This is a genomic window from Citrobacter sp. CK185 (assembly GCF_030333565.1).
GTDB lineage: Bacteria > Pseudomonadota > Gammaproteobacteria > Enterobacterales > Enterobacteriaceae > Citrobacter_B > Citrobacter_B koseri.
Window position 1 is genome coordinate 121,716 of sequence record NZ_JAOWFR010000025.1, and the last position, 18,580, is coordinate 140,295.

The following is an 18,580-nucleotide window of genomic DNA, read 5'->3' on the forward strand; positions in this document are numbered from 1 at the left end:
CTCCTGCCTGTAGTGTAGACGGTTAATACCCGCTTAAACACCAGCAAATAAAAAGGTTATCCCTGAACCAGCGTCGTAACCTGGCTCGCTGGCACGGCAGGCCATAAACATCCTTGCAGCGCGCTAAATCCCATTGATGATATCCGCACCAGCATCTCTTCAGTATCAATACCCGCAATCATTATCGAATCACAGCACGGTGATATCTGCGAAATAATAGCCTGCATAAAGGGTTCAAAAGAAAGACTTGCGGATCTTTGCTGGACAAAGTTTTTATCCAGCGCGACGCGTTTGAAGAGACCATCAAAGATCGCTTTTATCGATGTATCGCCAGCGCCGAAATTGGCAAGGATGAGGGGAAATCGTCCGGCTAACTCAGCCAGAATTTGATTCTCTTTCCCAAGACTTAATTCAGGATAATTCTCATTAATCATCAGTTCCAAAAATGGAAAGCGCCTTACATGAGATACAAACTCGCCGTCCGATAATAATGATGCGACGACGGCTGGCGTTAAATTAATCCAGGCAATAAGTTTATGTTGAATAAAAAAATGTTGGCACGTTTCCAGCAATGCGAGTTTTTCTTCGAACAGACAACGCTGTTCTTCTGCTGACAGGCGCGGCATGACCAGCTCCGTCGGCATACGGACATTACCGTCTTCAGTGACAAAGTTTGCAACAATCTCCAGGCCGACGAGTTTCTCTTTCTCGGTTCGGGCAGGAACAAAATAAAGGTGAGAATGATAAAAGTTATCCAGTGAAACAATCATTGTGCCAGCCCCGCTGCATGGGTGTAATCCGGCATCCTGTAAGAAAGAACGAAGAAAGATGTCATTTCTGATACGACTGGAGGTGCTTTCATTTTTTCCTTTTTAGCCGGTAAACCGGGTCCTTTTTTTAGCTTATCTCGATTATAAACCAATATCCAGTTTTGCATTTTCCGCAAGACACCGGATAAATCATTTTGACTAAAAATACTTTTGCAAAATGTAAGGTTAAAACTATTTCTGATAACTCACGATAGCCCTGGCATTCAGACAATGAGAAATCAATTTCTTAAATATAGATGATGAAGCGGCCGCTGGGTATCCGCTTTACCATCGATAGCATTAAATACGTCTCGCCTGCCAGAAATTTTTCCGCCAGTAGACATTGTCGAGCGATGAGCGCATCACGCCGCGGCTGGTAGACGCATGAATAAATTGATTGTTGGTATCATAAATGCCGACGTGCAAACCACTTTCCCCCGATCCGGTTTTAAAAAAGACCAGGTCGCCGGGCAGCAGTTCATCTTTGTCGATTTCCGTACCAATTTTTGACTGTTGGCGCGTTTCACGCGGCAGTTGTAAATCAAATTTGTCGCGCATCGTCATCAACACAAATCCCGAGCAGTCCACCCCGCTACGGCTCATTCCGCCATAGCGATACGGTGTACCTCTCCAGGACTGTAGCTGATCGTTCAGGCCCGCGATAACCATAATGGAATCCGAAAGCCTGGCGTTAGGTGCTGGCGCACGATGGCTGCTACACCCTGCCAAAAACAGTGCTGCGATAAGAAGAAGCCAAAAGCGCATTCAGGACGAATCCTCTATCTTTTTATTCTTGCTTCTATTTAGCGTGGAAATTATGTGTTTTTCAAGAACCCATTTAACTTAAGTGGTTGATATGAGCATTCTGTGGCCTTCAACGTCCAGCCGACGGAAGTTCATGCCGTATGCCCGGGCCAGATTTGGCGGCGTCAGCACCTCGTCACGCCGCCCGCTGGCGATCAATTTCCCCTGTTTCAGCAACCAGGCGCGATGCGCGTGGCGCAGAGTATGGTTAAGGTCATGGCTGCTCATCACGATGGCGATACCCTGGCTGCATAGCTGGCTCAGCAGCCTATCCAGCGCGTTTTGTTGCGCAACGTCCAGACTGTTCATCGGTTCATCCAGTAGCAGAAGCTGCCCGTGCGGGTTAGCGTGAGGGTGAATTTGCAATATCACCGCCGCCAGACGTACACGCTGCCACTCGCCGCCGGAGAGTTGATTCGCGCTCCGCCCCAGCTTGTCGCTCAGCCCAAGCGCCTGCGCAACGTCATTCAGCAGGTTCGTTTGCGTTTTATCAGGTTGATGCAGCGTCAGGAAATGCCAGACCGGCATTGAAAATGGGGGATTCTGCTGCTGCGCGAGATAGGCCCGATGTTGAGCCAGTTTCGCCGCAGGCCATGTCTCCAGCGACGCGCCGTCGAATATGACGGTGCCTTCCCCGAAGGTTAAGCCCGCCATACGCGCCAGCAGCGTACTTTTCCCTGCCCCATTCGGCCCCACGAGGTGAAGAATCTCGCCAGGCTTAACGTCGCCGGAAAGCGGCCCCAGACGCGTCGTTTCGGCAACATCCTGTAACTGCATCAACGAGATCATTATTTTGCCAACGCGATTTTGATACTTTCCACCATCCCCGGATCTTCAGGCGTCATGTCCGGTGAGAAACGCTGTACGACCTGTCCATCCCTGCCGATTAAAAACTTCTCAAAGTTCCACAAAATATCGTCCGGGTAAAGCGGCGCGCGGCCTTTACTCGCCATGCGCTCATAGAAACCGCTACCTTCCGGCGCAACGGCGGCAGGCGCTGCGGCAATCAACTTCTGATACAGTGGATGGCGGTTCTCACCATTGACGTCAACCTTGCTGAACATCGGGAATGTGACGCCCCAGGTGGTGCTGCAATAGGTTTTAATCTCCTCTTCAGTGCCAGGTTCCTGACCAAGAAACTGGTTGCAGGGAAAACCTAACACCGTAAAGCCCTGATCGGCCCAGGCTTTCTGAATATTCTCCAGCTGTTCGTATTGTGGCGTTAAGCCACATTTCGAGGCCACATTAACCACCAGCAGTACGTTTCCGGCGTACTTCTCAAGCGTGGTGACATCCCCGTCGATCGTCGTCACTTCAGTGTTGAGAATGGTATCTTGCATAGCGTCTCCCATATAACAGGCGGATGTGAGTGATCAAATATCAGCTTTTAATCATAGACTGCGAGTGTTGAAAACAGCGACTCCCCGATGCGGACAATCGCGGCGTCACGCTGCGCCATTGTCGCCGGAGTTTGTGTAATATAGATAACCACGAGCAAAGGTTTTTGTGATGTCGGCCAGACAACGCTGACAATAGAACGCGAGCCGTTGTCGCCCGCCCCGGTTTTATCCGCGATTTTCCAGCCGTCCGGCAAGACCGAACGCAGCAGACCGTCAGCCACTTTGTCGTCCCGCATCCACTGCATAAGCTGCTCTCTTGAGGATGGCTGCAACACGTTCCCCAGCAGTAGCGTATTGAGCGTCTGCGCTATCGCGACAGGCGTCGTGGAGTCGCGTTCATCACCGGGAATGGCGCTGTTCAGTTCGGGCTCATAGCGATCGAGGCGGGTTATCGTATCCCCCGAATCACGCAAAAACTGCGTGACGGCCTGCGGCCCGTTGAGCTTCCTGGCGATGAGATTGGCGGCCGTGTTATCGCTGTAGCTTACCGCCGCGCTGCACAATTGCGCCCAGCTCATGGCGTCTGGCGCCACATGTTTTTCAGTAATCGGCGAATACTCCACCAGTTGTGAGGGTTCAAACTGCGTTGAAGCAGAAAGCGCCAGCACCTTCCTGTCGACTTCACGTAATAACGCTGCGCATAACAGCGGCTTGTGCGTACTGTTTAACGGGAACCGTTCTTCTCCCCGATAATGGGTGATACTGTTGGTCGCCGTATCAAGTACCGCAATGCCAATCCGGGCATGAAGACGCTGTTCTTCCTGCGTCGCGATAGCCGACACGTATTGCGCCGTCAGCGGTGCTGCCATCGCAGAACCGCTGAGTGCCGCCAGCACATACAGACCCCATTTCATCCGTTGCCACATACTAATGACTTCCTCATTTCTCATTTTCGCTAGCGCCTGGATTTTAATAATAGCCAGATGAAGACCGGCGCCCCCATCGTCGCCGTCACTACGCCGATAGGCAGTTCCGCCGACGCCAGCGCCAGACGGGCGATAACATCCGCCAGCAGCAGAGCTATCGCCCCCGCCAGCGCACAGCCCGGCAGCAAAGCGCGATGATCGCTCAGACCGCAAAGCCGTAAGATATGTGGGATCACCAGGCCGATAAACCCAATCGAACCCGCGAGCGCAACGCTAACGCCGACCATCCAGCCCGTAGCGACCACCAGCAAATTGCGCCAGAACCACAGCGGCAGCCCCAGTTGACGCGCGGATGTTTCGCCCAGCGCCAGAATATTCATCGGCTGCGACTGGCAGCAAATCCAGAGTGAAACCGGGATCAGGGCAATCATCAGCCAGGCCTGCTGCCAGTCCACCCCGCCGAATCCGCCCATCATCCAGTACATCAACTGGCGCAGGTCGAAGGAGGTTGAAAAATAGATGGCCCACGTCATCATCGCGCTGCAAATAATGCCAAGCGCAACGCCCGCCAGCAGCAGGCGGCTGGTTGATAAATGTCGACGGGCAAATCGCAGGAGAATAAGTGTGATGATAAGCGCGCCGGCAATAGCGCAAACCCCCAGCGCCCAGCCGGGTAACTGACCTTGCCCCAGTAGCACCGCGGCAATAAGGCCCACGCCAGCGCCGTTGGAGACGCCAAGCAATCCGGGCTCGGCAAGCGGGTTTTCAAATAACGCCTGCATTACCGCGCCTGACAGCGCCAGCGCGGCGCCTACCAGCAGAACAGCAAGCGTGCGAGGGAGTCGTATCTGCCAGACAAACAGTTCACCACAGGCGCTGAACCAGTCGCCAGGGGCTATCCACTGATCTCCGGCGCACAGGCTTAATACCACTGCCAGCAGCATAAGCACCGACAGACTGGATAACCAGCGCACATTGCGGCGCTGTTGTTGGCAGGCAAAAGTCAGCATGTTTTCCATTCAGCTGAAAAGGGATGATGTTGATTTTACGGTGCGTAACCATCACAGGAAAGAAAAAAGGCCGCAAAGCGGCCTTTTTAGTTAGATCAGATTACTCTTCTTTGGGCGAAGCGTTTTCAACCCGGCTTTTCAACTTCTGTCCGGGTCTGAAGGTCACCACGCGCCGTGCTGTAATGGGAATATCTTCGCCCGTTTTCGGGTTACGTCCCGGACGTTGATTCTTATCACGCAGATCGAAGTTACCAAAACCAGAGAGTTTCACCTGCTCACCGTTTTCCAGAGCACGACGAATCTCCTCGAAAAACAGCTCGACCAGTTCTTTGGCATCCCGCTTGCTAAGCCCAAGCTTATCAAACAGATATTCTGACATTTCAGCTTTTGTAAGCGCCATAGGTTCAATCCCTCAATGATGCCTGGAATCGCTCTTTTAATGCCTCTACACATTTGGCGACGGTAGCGGCAATCTCCTCTTCTTCGAGTGTACGGCTGGTATCCTGAAGGATCAGGCTGATAGCGAGGCTCTTATAACCCTCCGCAACACCCTTACCGCGGTACACGTCAAATAAGTTTACGCCAACTACCTGATTTACGCCAACTTTCTTACACTCGGATAAAATATCCGCTGCGGGAACGTTTTCTGCGACCACCACCGCGATGTCGCGACGGTTAGCCGGGAAGCGCGAAATCTCGCGCGCCTGAGGCACCACGCGGTCTGCGAGCTTATTCCACTCCAGTTCAAACACCAGAGTGCGACCGTTCAGATCCAGTTTACGTTCCAGCTCAGGATGAACAACCCCAATAAAACCAATGCGTTCACCTTTCAGATAAATCGCCGCGGACTGCCCAGGATGCAGCGCCGGATTCGCTTCCGCCCTGAACTGAATGTCGGCCAGTTTGCCGGTGAGATCCAGCACCGCTTCCAGATCGCCTTTCAGATCATAGAAATCAACGGTCTCTTTCGCCAGATTCCAGTGCTCGTCATAACGGTTGCCGCAAATCACCCCTGCCAGCATCAGATCCTGACGAATGCCCAGATTTGCCTGGGTATCCGGCACGAAACGCAGACCGGTTTCAAAGATACGCACGCGGTTCTGCTGACGGTTCTGGTTATAGACCACCGTTGACAGCAGGCCGGTCCACAGAGAGAGACGCATCGCCGACATCTCAATGGAGATCGGACTTGGCAGCAACAGCGCTTCTTCGCCCGGATGCAGCAGTTGCTGAACCTTCGGATCGACAAAGCTATAGGTGATCACTTCCTGGTAGCCTTTGTCATTGAGCATGGTTTTCACACGCTTCAGCGACAAGTTGGCTTCACGGTGAGTCCCCATGATTAAACCCGCCTGAATCGGCTCATCAGGAATGTTGTTGTAGCCATACACGCGGGCCACTTCTTCGACCAGATCTTCTTCAATCTCCATGTCGAAACGCCAGCTCGGCGCGACCGCTTTCCACTCGTCCTGACCTTCAGTCACTTCGCAGCCCAGACGACGCAGAATATCGCTCACCTGCTCATCGGCAATGTGATGCCCGATCAGACGATCCAGCTTGCTACGACGAAGCGTAATGGTCGCGCGTTTCGGCAGCGTGGCGTCATTCGTGACGTCAATAACCGGACCGGCTTCGCCGCCGCAAATGTCGATCAACAGGCGGGTGGCGCGCTCCATTGCTTTGTACTGCAACGCCGGGTCCACACCACGCTCATAGCGGTGGGAAGCATCCGTATGCAGACCGTGGCGACGCGCACGACCGGTAATAGACAGCGGGCTAAAGAACGCGCATTCCAGCAGCACGTTTTGCGTTTCCTCATTCACGCCGGAATGCTCGCCGCCAAAGATACCGCCCATCGCCAGCGCTTTGTGGTGATCCGCGATCACCAGCGTATCGGTGCTCAGCTTCGCTTCTGTGCCGTCCAGCAGCACCAGGGTTTCGCCCTCTTTGGCCATACGCACGACAATACCGCCTTCAATACGGTCTTTGTCAAAGGCATGCATCGGCTGACCCAGTTCAAGCAGTACATAGTTGGTGACGTCAACGACAGCGTCAATGGAACGAATGCCGCAGCGACGCAGCTTCTCTTTCATCCATAGCGGCGTAGGCGCTTTAACATTAATGCCTTTCACCACGCGACCCAGGTAGCGCGGGCAGGCATCCGGTGCTTCAACCGCGATCGGCAGCGTGTCATTGATGGTGGCTGCAACAGGCGCGATCTCCGGCTCAACCAGCGCGATTTTGTTCAGGACAGCGACATCACGCGCCACGCCAATGATCCCTAAGCAGTCGGCGCGGTTCGGCGTCACGCTGATTTCAATGGTGTTATCGTCAAGCTTCAGGTATTCGCGGATATCGGTTCCGATCGGCGCATCCGCCGGCAATTCGATGATGCCGCTATGGTCGTCGGAAATCCCCAGTTCGGAGAAGGAGCACAGCATCCCTTCCGACGGCTCGCCGCGCAGTTTAGCGGCTTTGATTTTGAAATCGCCCGGCAGAACCGCGCCGATAGTTGCAACGGCTACTTTCAGCCCCTGACGGCAGTTAGGCGCGCCACAGACGATATCCAGCAGACGTTCACCACCCACGTTCACTTTCGTAACGCGCAGTTTATCTGCGTTCGGGTGCTGGCCGCACTCCACCACTTCACCCACAACCACGCCGTTGAACTCACCGGCGACGGCGTCAACGCCATCCACTTCCAGACCCGCCATCGTAATCTGATCCGACAACGCATCGCTGTCGATTGCCGGGTTCACCCATTCGCGTAACCACAGTTCACTGAATTTCATTGTTTTACCCTGCCTTTATTTAAACTGTTTGAGGAAACGCAGATCGTTTTCGAAGAATGAGCGCAGATCGGTCACGCCATAACGCAGCATGGTCAGACGCTCCATCCCCATACCAAACGCGAAGCCAGAGTAGATTTCTGGGTCGATGCCCACGTTGCGCAGAACGTTCGGATGCACCATCCCGCAACCCAGCACTTCCAGCCATTTGCCGTTTTTGCCCATCACATCCACTTCTGCGGACGGTTCCGTGAACGGGAAGTAAGAAGGACGGAAACGGATTTGCAGGTCTTCTTCAAAGAAGTTACGCAGGAAGTCGTGCAGCGTGCCTTTCAGGTTGGTGAAGCTGATGTTGGTGTCAACAATCAGCCCTTCCATCTGATGGAACATCGGGGTGTGCGTTTGATCGTAGTCGTTACGGTACACTCGGCCCGGCGCAATAATACGGATCGGCGGCTGCTGTTCTTTCATGGTACGAATCTGCACGCCGGAAGTCTGCGTACGCAGCAGGCGGGTGGCATCAAACCAGAAAGTGTCGTGGTCAGCGCGGGCCGGATGATGGCCAGGAATGTTCAGCGCATCGAAGTTGTGGTAATCGTCTTCGATCTCCGGGCCAGTCGCCACGGTAAAACCAAGCTCACCGAAGAAACTTTCAATACGATCAATGGTACGTGTTACCGGATGCAGACCACCGTTCTCAATACGACGCCCAGGCAGAGAAACGTCGATGGTTTCCGCCGCCAGACGTGCATTCAGCGCCGCGTTTTCTAAATCCGCTTTGCGCGCGTTCAGCGCTTGTTGTACCTGCTCTTTTGCTTCATTGATAACCGCGCCAGCTGCCGGACGCTCTTCTGGCGGCAATTCACGCAGGGTCGTCATCTGAAGGGTTAAATGCCCTTTCTTGCCCAAATATTCGACGCGTACATTGTCTAACGCGGCAACATCTGACGCCTGGTTAATGGCTGCCTTCGCACTGGCAACCAGCTCTGCGAGATGTGACATGGTTTTCCTCATTGTGTCGGTGAAGACACCGGTTCGTTGGACTTAATCTCTCGATTTCAGGTACAAAAAAAGCCTCCATCAGGAGGCTTTTTCGCGCTGTTTTTCGTTTCTTCTTTCACGCGCTAGCCTCCTGGAGTCAGGTGCTAAAGTAAAAAAAGAAGCGGAAAATAGCAGCATTCATGCTTGCGTTACCTTGTGTGGTAAAACCGGACAACCTTTATTGAAAAGGGTTACGGGTAAATTGTCAACTGATTGATTGCACTACAAATAAAAGAGAGGGAGCCAGGCTCCCTCTTTTCACTGGCTTATGCCAGAGCTGCTTTCGCTTTTTCAACCAGAGCGGTGAACGCTACTTTGTCGAATACTGCGATGTCAGCCAGGATCTTACGGTCGATTTCAACAGAGGCTTTTTTCAGGCCGTTGATGAATTTGCTGTAAGAAATACCGTTCTGACGTGCTGCTGCGTTGATACGCGCAATCCACAGTTGACGGAACTGACGCTTACGTTGACGACGGTCACGGTAAGCATACTGACCAGCTTTGATAACTGCCTGGAAGGCAACGCGGTATACGCGAGAACGCGCACCGTAGTAGCCTTTGGCTTGTTTCAAAATTTTCTTGTGACGTGCGCGTGCAATTACACCACGTTTTACGCGAGCCATAGTGCTCTCCTGTATCTATTCTGATTCGCCCTTCATCTTTCACATTTTCGCGGCGTTAACCGCCTTGCGACATGCGAAATCTATTGGGCATAAAAAAGTTAAAAAAAACGTTAACGGCTTATGCGTACGGCAGGCACGCGATTACCAGACCCAGATCGCCTTTGGAAACCATGGCTTTCGGGCGCAGGTGACGTTTACGCTTGGTCGCTTTTTTGGTCAGAATATGACGCAGGTTAGCGTGCTTGTGCTTAAAACCACCTTTACCGGTTTTTTTGAAGCGCTTAGCAGCACCGCGTACGGTCTTAATTTTTGGCATTTTAATAACTTCCACTTCGCATTGTTAATAAACGAAACCCAGGCGAACAAAATCTGTGAAGCCCGAAGGCTCCACAGGAATTGCTACTTGAAGGCCTTACTGTTTCTTCTTAGGAGCGAGCACCATAATCATCTGACGGCCTTCGATCTTCGTAGGGAAGGATTCGACAACTGCCAGTTCAGCCAGATCTTCTTTCACGCGATTAAGCACTTCCATACCGATCTGTTGGTGGGCCATCTCACGACCGCGGAAACGCAGCGTGATCTTGGCCTTATCGCCCTCTTCGAGAAAGCGAATCAGGCTGCGGAGTTTTACCTGATAGTCGCCTTCATCTGTACCAGGACGGAATTTAATTTCCTTAACCTGGATAACTTTTTGCTTTTTCTTCTGTTCCTTAGAAGACTTACTCTTTTCATAGAGGAATTTGCCGTAATCCATTATACGACAAACCGGCGGCTCGGCGTTAGGGCTGATTTCGACTAAGTCTACTCCAGCTTCTTCAGCTTTTTCCAGAGCTTCTCTCAGACTCACAATACCAAGCTGCTCGCCTTCCAGACCTGTTAAGCGAACTTCCTGGGCGCGAATTTCGCCATTGATACGGTTAGGACGCGCCGTTTGAACTCGTTTTCCGCCTTTAATACTTTATTCCTCCAGTTGTTGAAGACTGCGGCTGCGAATCTCTTGTTGCAGCTTCTCGATAACTTCATTTACGTCCAGGCTGCCCAAGTCTTTGCCACGACGGGTACGCACGGCTACTTTGCCTGCTTCTACCTCTTTGTCGCCACAGACCAACATGTAAGGGACACGACGTAAAGTGTGCTCGCGGATTTTAAAGCCTATCTTCTCATTTCTCAAGTCTGCTTTTACACGAATGCCCGCATTTTGTAGTTTCTGCGTCAATTCGTTAACGTATTCAGACTGAGTATCGGTAATGTTCATCACCACTACCTGAACCGGCGCAAGCCAGGTCGGGAAGAAGCCCGCGAACTCTTCAGTCAGGATACCGATGAAACGTTCCATTGACCCAAGAATCGCGCGGTGAATCATCACCGGCACCTGACGCTCGTTGTTTTCGCCAACATAAGAGGCGTTCAGACGAGACGGCAGAGAGAAGTCCAGCTGTACCGTACCGCACTGCCATGCACGATCGAGGCAGTCATACAGGGTAAATTCAATTTTCGGACCGTAGAATGCGCCCTCACCCAGTTGATACTCAAACGGGATGTTGTTTTCTTCCAGCGCAACGGCCAGATCCGCCTCAGCACGATCCCACATTTCATCGCTACCGATACGTTTTTCGGGGCGAGTGGAAAGTTTGACGACGATCTTCTCGAAGCCAAAGGTGCTGTACATATCGTAGACCATACGAATACAGGCGTTCACTTCATCGCGAATCTGTTCTTCAGTACAGAAGATATGCGCATCATCCTGGGTGAAGCCACGTACGCGCATCAGGCCATGCAAGGCGCCTGACGGTTCGTTACGGTGGCAGCTACCGAATTCCGCCATACGCAGCGGCAGATCGCGGTAGGACTTCAGACCCTGGTTGAAGATCTGCACGTGGCCCGGGCAGTTCATCGGCTTGATGCAGTATTCACGGTTCTCTGAAGAGGTAGTGAACATCGCATCTTTGTAGTTTTCCCAGTGCCCGGTTTTTTCCCACAGCACACGGTCCATCATGAACGGGCCTTTAACTTCCTGATACTGATATTCTTTGAGCTTAGAACGCACAAAGACTTCCAGTTCACGGAAGATAGTCCAGCCGTCGTTATGCCAGAACACCATACCTGGCGCTTCTTCCTGCATATGATACAGGTCAAGCTGCTTACCGATTTTACGGTGGTCGCGCTTGGCGGCTTCTTCAAGGCGTTGCAGATAGGCGTTCAGGGATTTTTTATCCGCCCACGCCGTACCATAAATACGTTGCAGCATCTTGTTGTTGCTGTCGCCACGCCAGTATGCCCCTGCGGTTTTCATCAGTTTGAAGTGATGGCAGAAACGCATGTTCGGCACGTGCGGGCCACGGCACATATCGACATATTCTTCATGATGATACAAGCCCGGCTTGTCATCATGCGCAATATTCTCATCAAGAATAGAAACCTTATAGGTTTCGCCACGCTTCACGAAGGTTTCACGCGCTTCGTGCCAGCTCACTTTCTTCTTAATGACGTCGTAGTTTTTCTCAGCAAGCTCGTGCATCCGTTTTTCGAGCGCGTCGACATCTTCCTGGGTTAACGTACGGTCGAGATCAATATCATAGTAAAAACCGTTATCGACAACCGGACCGATAGCCATTTTGGTGTTCGGCCAAAGTTGTTTAATCGCGTGCCCTAACAGGTGCGCACAGGAGTGACGAATGATCTCCAGACCTTCTTCATCTTTCGCGGTGATGATTGCCAGCTGAGCGTCGTGTTCAATGAGATCGGACGCGTCAACCAGTTCGCCATTAACGCGACCTGCGATACAGGCTTTCGCCAGTCCTGGACCAATGTCCAGCGCAACATCCATGGGGCTTACAGCGTGGTCGTAATGGCGTTGGCTGCCATCAGGAAGAGTAATAACAGGCATGTTATATCCTTATTTGCAGTGGTGACCCACACGAAAGATCACATACAAAGTTTCAATATTTAAAATTATCAAAAAGTTATGGGCTGATTCCCGCTTCACTCTGCGAAATATGTCACGGCCCGCCTGAATGGCAAGACTGGACCTACACCCGTTTTTTGATAACACCGCTTGACAGTGTACACGGCATTGACTGCCGATCAAAGCCGCAATCACGCCGAACTGTATGATGTAAATCAATTCCCTGACGCGCCATCGCTTTTGTTACACTGGGAGCATCAGTCCGATTTTGACAGGAAGAGAGAAAATGCCAACAAACCGCTTTGCCAAAAAACACTGGAAGATGGTTGTCGTATTGCTCCTCATTTGCGGCGCAATGTTGCTGCTCCGCTGGGCGGCGATGATTTGGGGCTAATATCCGAAGCGTTCGCCGAAAGTTAATTCCTGCGAATGAATAGAAAACATCAATAATATGCACGTTCAACGCGTTTTTATGAATGGCATTCGCCACGGAAAATATAAATATAATTTCACTTAGCGCGCAATCGCGATAAAAACGCTAATTTAAAAAGCCGGGTCGTGTTTAAAACAACCCGGCAGGCGATTACATCTTATACCCTAACGATACCGTCGTGCGGCGATCGGTATGTTCCGGCGCCGTTGCGGGCGGTTCGGAGTTCCAGGTCAGGTTATAAGCCACCTTTAAACCAAAATGTTCGTTGATCGCGACATTCAACGCCGTCTCTGAGTTGAGGGTGGTATCTTCAGCGCCGAAAACGGACACGCCCTGCGTAAATTTGGTGTTATCCGTCATCTGCCAGGCGTAGCTACCGGAAGCGTAGCCCAGCGGTTGGGTCTCGGTTTTTCCATCGGTATGTTCGTCATAGCGTACGCCAGGACCGAATTCAAAACGGAAGCTGTGCACCGGCCCGTTGAGGAACTGACGGCCATAACCGGCGGTCAGTGTGTCACGCTCACGATAACCGTTGTAACGGTCTGTCAGCCAGCTTGCCTGGCCAAACAGGTAATCGTAGTCGGTCATATTGAAACGGCTACGGCCGCCTACCGCGTATTTCTCCGAAGAGCGTTCATCGTTGGAGGATGTATTGCTGGCATTCCCCCACAGCGACCAGGCGGTGGTTGCACCGTACCAGGTCATCGTGGTGTCAGCCGTTAAAGAAGAACTTTTCGTGTTGCCTGACTGAGCAAGGTAGCCCGCATTCAGGTTACCTTCGAAGGGTTTCTTCGCAGTGGCGGGATCATCCATGACAGTAAAAACGGAATCATCAGCAGCGGCATGCATTGACGCAAATACGCCCCCTGCCAACATTAATGCAGCGGGTACTGTCTTCAAAAGCTTCATTTATAAAGAGTCCGTACAACAAAAAAAGAGACCGTTACGGTCCCGGAAACTTTCATAAGGATCAATGACAAACGATCCAGGAAAGGTAACAAATTATAAAAAGGCTCGAATAACATAGCAATGAATTCTTATTTCATTTTTTGAATAAGAGAGTTCCCAAAGCAGATATTTATTTATATATCTTTCTCCCGGTAATTTTAAATAAATATCCAGTAAATCATATTGTTAATTACTTCCCTTTCCGGGCATTCAGTGCCAGACTGAAGTCAGCCTAACAGGAGGTAAAGATGATACGTATCTATACGTTAACACTTGCGCCCTCTCTCGATAGCGCAACAATCACCCCACAACTCTATCCCGAAGGGAAACTTCGCTGTTCATCACCTGTTTTTGAACCCGGCGGCGGCGGAATCAACGTTGCCCGCGCGATTGCCCATCTTGGCGGAACCGCAACCGCGATTTTCCCCGCTGGCGGCGCGACCGGCGAACATCTGGTCGCACTTCTGGCCGATGAAAACGTCCCCGTCGTCACCATCGATGCCAAAGACTGGACGCGACAAAACCTGCATGTTCATGTGGAGTCCAGCGGGGAGCAATATCGCTTTGTCATGCCCGGCGCCGCACTCGACGATGACGAATTTCGCCAGATTGAAGAACAGGTTCTGGAGATCGAATCCGGCGCCATTTTGGTTATCAGCGGGAGTCTGCCGCCCGGCGTCAAGCTGGAAAAACTGACGCAGCTTATTGCCGCCGCGCAGAAACAGGGCATCCGCTGCATTATTGATAGTTCGGGCGATGCGCTCAACGCGGCGTTATCTCTCGGCAATATTGAACTGGTCAAACCGAACCAAAAAGAGCTGAGCGCGCTGGTTAATCGCGAACTCACGCAGCCTGACGATGTGCGCAAAGCGGCGCAGGAAATCGTGAAGAGCGGCAAAGCGCGCCGCGTCGTTGTTTCTCTGGGGCCGCAGGGGGCGCTGGCGGTGGATAGCGAAAGCTGCGTCCAGGTTGTTCCCCCTCCCGTCAGAAGTCAAAGTACCGTCGGCGCGGGCGACAGCATGGTTGGCGCAATGACGCTAAAACTGGCGGAAAACGCCTCGCTGGAAGAGATGGTGCGTTTCGGCGTCTCGGCAGGCAGCGCGGCGACGTTGAATCAAGGAACACGTCTGTGTTCCCGGGACGATACGCAGAAAATCTACGCCTGGCTTTCCCAGTGATCGGCCATCCCCCTCCTTATTACGAGGGGGTTTCAGCGGCAAAGCTATCAGCATACGAATTAACCGACTATGCTAAAAAATCATGTGATTACAAAGAGGTGATTTATGGCCAGTGGTGATGTCATCCGCTATGTCATAACCGTGAAATTTCATGAAGACTCGCTGACAGAAATTAACGAGTTGAACAACCATCTGACGCGGTGCGGTTTTCTGCTCACCATGACCGACGAGCAAGGGCATGTACATGAACTGGGTACCAACACATTTGGTTTTATCAGCGCCCTGAGCGAAGATGAGATCGCCGCGCTTACCGCCGGGCTGGCGGAAAGCGCTTTAGATAAGAAACCAGAAATATCGGTCATGACATGGGAGGAGTGGACTAAAGACCGATAATATCAGTGCCATTGTGCAAAAACGCGTCTACGGTGTGCGTTAGCTCGTGTTTTTTCACCGCATTTATGCGCTAACCTTATGATCTGGCAGACAACATGGGGAGAGACATCATGTGGCAGGCTATCAGTCGTCTTTTAAGCGAGCAATTAGGTGAAGGCGAAATCGAACTGCGTAATGAACTGCCCGGCGGAGAGATCCATGCCGCATGGCATTTACGCTATGCGGGACGCGATTTTTTCGTCAAATGTGATGAAAGAGAGCTCCTTCCCGGCTTTACGGCGGAAGCTGACCAACTGGAGCTGCTTTCCCGCAGTAAAACCGTCACCGTCCCGAAAGTCTGGGCGCAGGGCTCAGACAGAGACTACAGTTTTCTGGTGATGGATTATCTTCCTCCCCGTCCTCTGGATGCCCACAACGCCTTTATCCTCGGTCAGCAACTTGCCCATTTACATGAATGGAGCGACCAGCCCCAGTTTGGCCTTGATTTTGATAACGCCCTGTCCACCACGCCTCAACCCAATGCCTGGCAACGACGCTGGTCAACATTTTTTGCCGAACAACGCATTGGCTGGCAGCTCGAACTGGCGGCAGAAAAAGGCATCGCATTTGGCAATATCGATGCGATCGTTGAGCATGTTCAGCAGCGTCTGGCCTCGCATCAGCCACAGCCTTCGCTGCTGCACGGCGATTTATGGTCAGGAAACTGCGCGCTTGGGCCTGATGGCCCCTACATTTTCGATCCCGCCTGTTACTGGGGCGACAGGGAGTGCGATCTGGCCATGCTGCCGCTGCATACTGATCAACCCCCGCAGATCTATGATGGCTACCAGTCTGTTTCTCCGCTACCGCTGGATTTTCTGGATCGCCAGCCGATCTATCAGCTCTATACCCTGCTCAATCGGGCGAGACTGTTTGGCGGGCAACACCTGGTGGTGGCGCAAAAAGCGATGGAAAGGTTGCTGGCGGCATAGCCATTTTGCCGGATGACAGCTTACAAATGCACTGAACCACAGGCCCGATAAGCGAAGCGCTATCGGGCATTTTTCATTGCTACACAAATCCAAGAAGCGAAAAGAAAACGTAGCCCAACACGATGATAATCACCGGCAGGATATAAAGCGGGAAAAACTGTAAGAAGATCGTGTGATGCGGAACCACGATGCGCGACTCAATTTGCTCGCGTGACAACCCCTCGCTGCCTTTCGCTTTTTCCAGAATAAGCTGATCTTCAACCCCTTCGCGTAGAAAACGCGCCTGGCGGCTCATCCTGGCGCCTGAGTCCTGCAATGCCAGGCCAACGAAAATCAACACAAAAATCACCCAGAAAACAATGTTCAGACTGTGTTGAAAATCCGGCGTCGGCGAGTTATACCAGAACAGGTTCAGGAACGCGGTATTCGCCCGCATCATATCAATCATAACGTGAGTAAAATCAAGCATCACCGCGTTAATCCCTTCCTGCTTTTCGCTGTGCTCATACATAAACTTCAGCAATGAAACCAGTGTGGAAATAAGCGCGGGGATAAAAATCACCCATCCCAGAATCCTTTTTAAGACAGCAATGCGTCCAGCTTGTTGATACGTCATGAGTTCCCCTTGATAAAGACGCGTCGTTTTGGCCTAAGTCTACCTGCTGATAACCAATTTCGCCTGTTCTTTAAAGGCGCTATGATACGTCATTAGCCATAATAAGCGCTTAATCCATTGTGTTCTTACCTCAAAAGGAGAGGTTGTAATGTCAACCCCGCGTCAGATTCTTGCTGCAATTTTCGATATGGATGGACTACTGATCGATTCCGAACCGCTTTGGGATCAAGCTGAACTGGAGGTCATGGCAAGTTTAGGCGTAGATATTACCCGCCGCCATGAACTCCCGGATACGCTGGGTTTACGCATCGATATGGTTGTTGACCTCTGGTACGCCCAACAACCGTGGAATGGGCCAGACCGTCAGGCGGTTACTGACCGAATCATTACCCGCGCCATCTCACTGGTTGAAGAAACTCGCCCGCTGCTCCCCGGCGTGCGCGAAGCGGTTGCGCTGTGCAAATCTCAGGGGTTAATGGTCGGTCTGGCCTCCGCTTCCCCCCTGCATATGCTGGAAAAGGTGCTGACCATGTTTGATCTGCGTGAAAGTTTCGATGCCCTGGCCTCTGCGGAAAAACTGCCTTACAGCAAGCCGCATCCGCAGGTATACCTCGATTGCGCGGCCAAACTGGGCGTTGACCCGTTAACCTGTGTTGCGCTGGAAGACTCCGTCAACGGCATGGTCGCCTCAAAAGCGGCGCGAATGCGCTCAATTGTTGTTCCGGCGGAAGAAGGCCAGCACGACCCGCGCTTCGCCCTTGCCAACGTCAAACTGACTTCGCTGGCTGAACTGACCGCAGCGCATCTGCGCGGTTAAATAGCGACGGGCGGTGGCGACATTGCCCGTTTTGCTACGCACATCTGCTTTATAAAACACTGTTTCATTTTTTATTGTATTCCTTCACCGCCTCTTCTATCCTTTTCTCAGGGCAAAAACTGATAAAAACCGATAGCCGAGGTGAACATGATTCTGGATGCGTTTAGTCTTGCAGGTAAAGTCGCGATAGTGACCGGATGCGATACCGGGCTTGGGCAGGGAATGACGCTGGCGCTGGCGGAAGCAGGCTGCGACATCGTCGGCGTTAATCGCAAAGTCCCCCACGATACGGCAGCAAAAGTGGAGGCGCTCGGACGCCGTTTTATGGCGATCCAGGCCGACCTGAGCCAGCAACGCGCTATCCCGGCTATTGTCGCGCAAACGGTCGAACAGTTTGACCGAATCGACATTCTGGTGAACAACGCCGGGACGATCCGCCGCGAAGACGCGCTGTCGTTTAGCGAGAAAGACTGGGACGATGTGATGAATTTGAATCTCAAATCCGTGTTCTTTCTCTCTCAGGCCGTCGCACGGCAATTCCTGAAGCAAGGTGATGGCGGGAAGATTATTAATATCGCCTCAATGCTTTCATTCCAGGGCGGCATTCGCGTTCCTTCTTATACCGCGTCGAAAAGCGGCGTATTGGGTATCACGCGGTTGCTGGCGAACGAATGGGCGGAACATCACATCAACGTGAACGCCATCGCTCCCGGTTATATGGCGACGAACAATACGCAACAGCTGCGGGATGACGCCGCACGCAGCAAAGAGATTGTTGACCGCATTCCGGCCGGACGCTGGGGCACACCTGCCGATCTGCAAGGCCCGGTTGTCTTTCTCGCTTCTTCGGCGTCTGATTACGTTCACGGCTATACCCTCGCCGTCGATGGCGGCTGGCTGGCGCGCTAATTCATGTCATTTGTGACATAGAGTTACAACGTCACCTCTTCCGCCTACTGTATAAAAACCCTATACTG

General features: G+C 52.2%; 23 protein-coding genes and 1 other annotated feature. Of the genes, 6 read left to right on the forward strand and 17 right to left on the reverse strand.

The window, feature by feature from the left end:
- Positions 1 to 56 precede the first annotated feature (56 nt).
- The 15 genes from OGV79_RS13000 to thrS form a co-directional block, all read right to left on the reverse strand.
- Positions 57 to 770: an EAL domain-containing protein gene (locus OGV79_RS13000; protein ID WP_047457349.1), complete on the reverse strand. Its 714-nt coding sequence runs from the start codon at positions 768 to 770 to the stop codon at positions 57 to 59.
- On the reverse strand, positions 767 to 937 hold the full coding sequence (locus OGV79_RS13005) for a hypothetical protein (protein WP_153257548.1): 171 nt from the start codon (positions 935 to 937) through the stop codon (positions 767 to 769). The genes OGV79_RS13000 and OGV79_RS13005 overlap by 4 nt, the downstream gene beginning before the upstream one ends.
- A 172-nt stretch (positions 938 to 1,109) precedes the next feature.
- Positions 1,110 to 1,574 (reverse strand): C40 family peptidase, encoded by a 465-nt coding sequence (locus OGV79_RS13010; RefSeq protein ID WP_012132602.1) that lies wholly within the window; start codon positions 1,572 to 1,574, stop codon positions 1,110 to 1,112.
- Positions 1,575 to 1,652: 78 nt separating this feature from the next.
- Complete coding sequence (gene btuD / locus OGV79_RS13015; RefSeq protein WP_101744283.1) at positions 1,653 to 2,402, reverse strand: vitamin B12 ABC transporter ATP-binding protein BtuD; 750 nt, start codon at positions 2,400 to 2,402, stop codon at positions 1,653 to 1,655.
- On the reverse strand, positions 2,402 to 2,953 hold the full coding sequence (locus OGV79_RS13020) for a glutathione peroxidase (RefSeq protein WP_024130381.1): 552 nt from the start codon (positions 2,951 to 2,953) through the stop codon (positions 2,402 to 2,404). Before OGV79_RS13020 ends, btuD begins: the two co-directional genes overlap by 1 nt.
- A gap of 47 nt (positions 2,954 to 3,000) precedes the next feature.
- Entirely contained in the window at positions 3,001 to 3,879 is an 879-nt protein-coding gene (gene bla / locus OGV79_RS13025; protein ID WP_286468562.1) for a class A beta-lactamase, read from the reverse strand.
- 29 nt (positions 3,880 to 3,908) lie between these two features.
- Positions 3,909 to 4,889 carry a vitamin B12 ABC transporter permease BtuC gene (gene btuC / locus OGV79_RS13030; RefSeq protein WP_286468563.1) on the reverse strand — a complete coding sequence of 327 codons (981 nt, stop codon included), beginning with the start codon at positions 4,887 to 4,889 and terminating at the stop codon, positions 3,909 to 3,911.
- A gap of 100 nt (positions 4,890 to 4,989) precedes the next feature.
- On the reverse strand, positions 4,990 to 5,289 hold the full coding sequence (gene ihfA / locus OGV79_RS13035) for an integration host factor subunit alpha (protein ID WP_001229266.1): 300 nt from the start codon (positions 5,287 to 5,289) through the stop codon (positions 4,990 to 4,992).
- A gap of 4 nt (positions 5,290 to 5,293) precedes the next feature.
- Positions 5,294 to 7,681, reverse strand: coding sequence for a phenylalanine--tRNA ligase subunit beta (gene pheT, locus OGV79_RS13040; protein ID WP_104868726.1), 2,388 nt, complete (start codon positions 7,679 to 7,681; stop codon positions 5,294 to 5,296).
- A gap of 15 nt (positions 7,682 to 7,696) precedes the next feature.
- Entirely contained in the window at positions 7,697 to 8,680 is a 984-nt protein-coding gene (pheS, locus tag OGV79_RS13045; RefSeq protein WP_024130384.1) for a phenylalanine--tRNA ligase subunit alpha, read from the reverse strand.
- A gap of 62 nt (positions 8,681 to 8,742) precedes the next feature.
- Positions 8,743 to 8,866: a sequence feature (Phe leader region), on the reverse strand.
- On the reverse strand, positions 8,817 to 8,861 hold the full coding sequence (pheM, locus tag OGV79_RS13050; protein ID WP_001386830.1) for a pheST operon leader peptide PheM: 45 nt from the start codon (positions 8,859 to 8,861) through the stop codon (positions 8,817 to 8,819). (Overlaps the previous feature by 45 nt.)
- 119 nt (positions 8,867 to 8,985) lie before the next feature.
- A complete protein-coding gene (gene rplT, locus OGV79_RS13055) occupies positions 8,986 to 9,342 on the reverse strand; it encodes a 50S ribosomal protein L20 (protein ID WP_000124850.1) in 357 nt (118 codons plus the stop codon).
- Between the two features lie 118 nt (positions 9,343 to 9,460).
- Positions 9,461 to 9,658, reverse strand: coding sequence for a 50S ribosomal protein L35 (rpmI, locus tag OGV79_RS13060; protein ID WP_001124225.1), 198 nt, complete (start codon positions 9,656 to 9,658; stop codon positions 9,461 to 9,463).
- Between the two features lie 96 nt (positions 9,659 to 9,754).
- Positions 9,755 to 10,297 carry a translation initiation factor IF-3 gene (gene infC, locus OGV79_RS13065; protein ID WP_047457361.1) on the reverse strand — a complete coding sequence of 181 codons (543 nt, stop codon included), beginning with the start codon at positions 10,295 to 10,297 and terminating at the stop codon, positions 9,755 to 9,757.
- A gap of 3 nt (positions 10,298 to 10,300) precedes the next feature.
- Positions 10,301 to 12,229: a threonine--tRNA ligase gene (gene thrS / locus OGV79_RS13070; RefSeq protein WP_060816194.1), complete on the reverse strand. Its 1,929-nt coding sequence runs from the start codon at positions 12,227 to 12,229 to the stop codon at positions 10,301 to 10,303.
- A gap of 304 nt (positions 12,230 to 12,533) precedes the next feature.
- Here thrS and yniD point away from each other — a divergent pair, with 304 nt between their 5' ends.
- Positions 12,534 to 12,641: a small membrane protein YniD gene (yniD, locus tag OGV79_RS13075; RefSeq protein ID WP_096753848.1), complete on the forward strand. Its 108-nt coding sequence runs from the start codon at positions 12,534 to 12,536 to the stop codon at positions 12,639 to 12,641.
- A 189-nt stretch (positions 12,642 to 12,830) separates the two neighbouring features.
- Here yniD and OGV79_RS13080 read toward each other — a convergent pair whose 3' ends face one another.
- Positions 12,831 to 13,589: a DUF481 domain-containing protein gene (locus tag OGV79_RS13080; protein ID WP_012132613.1), complete on the reverse strand. Its 759-nt coding sequence runs from the start codon at positions 13,587 to 13,589 to the stop codon at positions 12,831 to 12,833.
- Positions 13,590 to 13,876: 287 nt separating this feature from the next.
- Here OGV79_RS13080 and pfkB point away from each other — a divergent pair, with 287 nt between their 5' ends.
- From pfkB to OGV79_RS13095, 3 genes are all read left to right on the forward strand, one after another.
- Complete coding sequence (gene pfkB / locus OGV79_RS13085; RefSeq protein WP_049008572.1) at positions 13,877 to 14,806, forward strand: 6-phosphofructokinase II; 930 nt, start codon at positions 13,877 to 13,879, stop codon at positions 14,804 to 14,806.
- A 105-nt stretch (positions 14,807 to 14,911) separates the two neighbouring features.
- Positions 14,912 to 15,199 carry a type V toxin-antitoxin system endoribonuclease antitoxin GhoS gene (locus OGV79_RS13090; protein WP_012132615.1) on the forward strand — a complete coding sequence of 96 codons (288 nt, stop codon included), beginning with the start codon at positions 14,912 to 14,914 and terminating at the stop codon, positions 15,197 to 15,199.
- Positions 15,200 to 15,309: 110 nt separating this feature from the next.
- On the forward strand, positions 15,310 to 16,170 hold the full coding sequence (locus OGV79_RS13095; RefSeq protein WP_024130386.1) for a fructosamine kinase family protein: 861 nt from the start codon (positions 15,310 to 15,312) through the stop codon (positions 16,168 to 16,170).
- A gap of 79 nt (positions 16,171 to 16,249) precedes the next feature.
- Here the strand turns inward: OGV79_RS13095 and OGV79_RS13100 are convergent, their stop codons facing one another.
- Positions 16,250 to 16,786, reverse strand: a complete 537-nt coding sequence (locus tag OGV79_RS13100; protein WP_012132617.1) for a YniB family protein — start codon at positions 16,784 to 16,786, stop codon at positions 16,250 to 16,252.
- Between the two features lie 148 nt (positions 16,787 to 16,934).
- Between OGV79_RS13100 and hxpB the strand changes: the two genes are divergently transcribed.
- Together hxpB and kduD are read left to right on the forward strand one after the other, a co-directional pair.
- On the forward strand, positions 16,935 to 17,603 hold the full coding sequence (gene hxpB, locus OGV79_RS13105; protein ID WP_012132618.1) for a hexitol phosphatase HxpB: 669 nt from the start codon (positions 16,935 to 16,937) through the stop codon (positions 17,601 to 17,603).
- Between the two features lie 147 nt (positions 17,604 to 17,750).
- Entirely contained in the window at positions 17,751 to 18,512 is a 762-nt protein-coding gene (gene kduD, locus OGV79_RS13110) for a 2-dehydro-3-deoxy-D-gluconate 5-dehydrogenase KduD (protein ID WP_104868730.1), read from the forward strand.
- The last annotated feature ends 68 nt before the right edge of the window (positions 18,513 to 18,580 follow it).